Genomic DNA, 3,073 nt, shown 5'->3' with positions numbered 1-3,073 from the left:
CGACACTCGTATCTACGTCATCCTGTCCTCGTCAAACAGGCGAATGGCACCCGGAGGCACCCCCGAAGGCAACCCGAGCCAGACACACAGACCCCTCAAGCTCGAAGTCCAGCCTCGGCACGCCCACGCAAAAGGGCGACCCACCCCCAGGGTCGCCCTTACCGTGTGCCGATGGGCACGGCTGTTGCGGCTCTTCCGCCACAGTCATCTCGCCCGCTGCACCGTCGCCGTGCGCGTCCGCGCAAAACGAAACACAGGAGTCACATGAGTCACTGCAACCACAACCGTGCCAAATTTAGCACGGCGGTTGCGGCCACGCTACAGCTGGGGGAGCTGCGGCAGCGAGTACCCGGCGTCCTCGGCGGCCTTGATCCAGGCAGGGACGTCGAAAATGCGGTTGCCCTCGGAGGATCCGTAGACGTGGCTCAGGCCGGCCTGGTTGGCAACTTGGTCGACGGCCTGGCGGAGGGGCGGGATGGCGTCGATAAGCAACTGCACCGATACAAAAGTGGCCAGGGCGGCGATGGTCAGGGAGATCGGGGCCGAGCCGGTGTAGGCGCTGCCGAGCGGCGGCTGCTCGGGGACCTGCGGGCCGTCGGCGGGCACCTTGCCCTCCGGAATTTTCGAGCTCCCCGAGCTTGACGTGCTGGAACCCGACGACAGCTCGGACACACCTGCGTGCGCGGGCGCGGGGACGGCGATGGCGAGAGCGGCCGCGGTCAGCGCGGCAAGGGAGCGTTTTCTCATGCACAACACTCTATTCCGTTCGCGGGTGTGGGGGAACCGGCGCGTCGCTCGCTGCGTCTAATAGGTATGGCGAAGCTACACAATGGGATGCACACGATGGCGGGATTGCACATGGTGCACGGGGCGGTAGGGGAGCCAATCAACCGCGAGTTTTCGCTGCCGGCGACGATGCTGCGCGAGCCGAATTTGGTAGCGCACGCAGCAAGGCATCACCCACGCGGGATTGCTTACTCCGTGCCCGCCACCGACCGCGCCGTGGCCCACGCGCTGTCGCACCCTGGCACCACGGTCACCGGCATGGGCGCGCTGGCGCTTTACGGCCTGCCCTTCTTTGCGGATGCCTGCGACACTGTGCTTGTTGGCCCCGGAATCCGCAAGAACCGGCCGGCGACGCAATACACCCCGGCACTCTGGCGGCTCAAGCTGCGCGAACATGAGACCTGGACCGTCATGTGTGCGGGTCAGCCCATATCTGTAGCAGCCCCTCCGCTTGCCGCGGTCCACGCGCTCCTAAGTATCCGCCGCCGAGAGTCGGCCTGGCACACCTTTGACGCCAGTGCGCTGACACGTGCAGTGCAGCTTATCGACGCCACACGGCGCTTCCTCAACCTCACCCCCGAATCCATCCGCATCAGTGCCTCCCGCAGGCTGGATAGGCGGTGGCTGTCCCAGGTGTTGGGTGCGTCGAGCGCGCTGGCAGACTCGCCAAAGGAAACCGAGATGCGCCTGCTAGCAACGCCGGTAGCGCAGAAGCATGGGCTGACCTTGGCCGAGCAGGTGGTGATCCGTAATAGGTGGGGTAAGCGGGTCACTGACCTGGACCTTGCCCTTATGGAACCCAAGATTGGGCTGATGTACGACGGCGCGCACCACTGGGACAAGCAGCAACGTACCTTAGATTCGCTGATCCAGATTGAGCTGGTTGCGCAGGGGTGGCAGGTGCTGCGCTTCGCCGAGGGGACTTTAGCCAGGCTGCCTGAGAGCGTTGAGGAGATTTTGCGCCGGACCTTGTGACAAATTTCGCATAGGAAACAAATACAGCGCTCCACGACCTGCGGAAACGCTCACCTGTGCGTTTGCTGTGGTCGACGATGTCACGGCGCCAACCCCGCCCACCGCCGATACACCTCCGCGGCCACTTCCGCGAAGCCGGAATTCTCAGTGCTTAAGGGCTGCATCCTCCGCACCGCTTCGGCTAGCTCCTCCGAAGCCTGCCCAGCAGTGTCACATACAGGCACCCCATGCACCCTTGCACCGGGGACGGAAGCACAAGCAACCAGGGCAGAGAAGGAGCGCACCCGGGCACCCGTATAGGCGCAGTACTCATCGGCAACGGCTAAAAGTTGCTCGGCGCTAAAACCCCTCATCGCGCTTGCCTGATGCGCGATTCCATAGTTTTGTACCCGGGGATGACGGAGCGTGCGAGGTCGGTGACGGTGGCGTCGTCAAGCAGGCGCGATGCCGCGGTGACCACCGCACGACGCGCGGCCTCCTGCTTGGAGCAGCCCCACGCGGATGCCAAAAGCACGAGCGCTTTGTCCTCGTCTGTGGTGAGCCGAAGTGTCATAGCCATACCACTTTGATACCACTGCTCAGCGCGGAAACGCGTCACAGGGCCGGTAAACTACACGTGAGCACAATAAGAAAGGTGAGCAATGAGCGACGACACCCCGGGTGGCGGCAACTTCGACGCCATCCAACCCATTGACATCAATGAGGAGATGCAGACCAGCTACATCGATTACGCGATGAGCGTGATCGTGGGCCGCGCGCTGCCAGAGGTGCGCGACGGCATGAAGCCGGTGCACCGCCGCGTCATTTACGCCATGTATGACGCCGGGTTCCGCCCCGAGCGCTCGTACGTGAAGAGCGTGAAGGCCGTGGGTGAGACCATGAGTAACTACCACCCGCACGGCGACAGCGCCATCTACGACACCCTCGTGCGCATGGCGCAGCCGTGGGCGATGCGCTACCCGCTGGTGGACGGCCAGGGCAACTTCGGCTCGCCGGGTAATGACGGCCCGGCTGCGATGCGTTACACGGAGTGCAAGCTCACCCCGCTGGCCATGGAGATGGTGCGCGACATCCGCGAGAACTCCGTGGACTTCGCCCCTAACTTCGACTCGAAGACGCAGGAGCCGACGGTCCTGCCGTCGCGTGTGCCAAACTTGCTGATGAACGGCTCGAACGGCATCGCGGTCGGTATGGCCACCAACATCCCGCCGCACAACCTCAACGAGCTGGCGGATGCCATCTACTGGATCCTGGACAACCACGACGCGGACGAGAAGGCGACGCTCGACGCGGTGCTGGAGCGCGTGAAGGG

At 64.1% G+C, this 3,073-nt stretch carries 4 protein-coding genes; 2 read left to right on the top strand and 2 right to left on the bottom strand.

The genetic code is table 11. From position 1 onward, the window contains the following. Positions 1 to 318 precede the first annotated feature (318 nt). Positions 319 to 747 (bottom strand): hypothetical protein, encoded by a 429-nt coding sequence (locus tag EAW56_RS11365; RefSeq protein ID WP_122086651.1) that lies wholly within the window; start codon positions 745 to 747, stop codon positions 319 to 321. Between the two features lie 66 nt (positions 748 to 813). On the opposite strand from EAW56_RS11365, the gene EAW56_RS11360 reads away from it, so the two are divergent. Continuing rightward, on the top strand, positions 814 to 1,761 hold the full coding sequence (locus EAW56_RS11360) for a PDDEXK family nuclease (RefSeq protein WP_147453306.1): 948 nt from the start codon (positions 814 to 816) through the stop codon (positions 1,759 to 1,761). 349 nt (positions 1,762 to 2,110) lie between these two features. On the opposite strand, the gene EAW56_RS11350 is transcribed toward EAW56_RS11360, so the two are convergent. Further along, positions 2,111 to 2,320, bottom strand: a complete 210-nt coding sequence (locus tag EAW56_RS11350) for a CopG family transcriptional regulator (RefSeq protein WP_122086647.1) — start codon at positions 2,318 to 2,320, stop codon at positions 2,111 to 2,113. A gap of 82 nt (positions 2,321 to 2,402) precedes the next feature. Between EAW56_RS11350 and EAW56_RS11345 the strand changes: the two genes are divergently transcribed. Then, on the top strand, positions 2,403 to 3,073 hold a 671-nt coding region (locus tag EAW56_RS11345), incomplete at its 3' end, for a DNA gyrase subunit A (RefSeq protein WP_279629703.1).

The sequence above is a fragment of the Corynebacterium gottingense genome, from assembly GCF_003693265.1.
GTDB lineage: Bacteria > Actinomycetota > Actinomycetes > Mycobacteriales > Mycobacteriaceae > Corynebacterium > Corynebacterium gottingense.
Note: the sequence above shows the minus strand (reverse complement) of the source record. Positions and strands in the feature narration are given on the sequence as shown.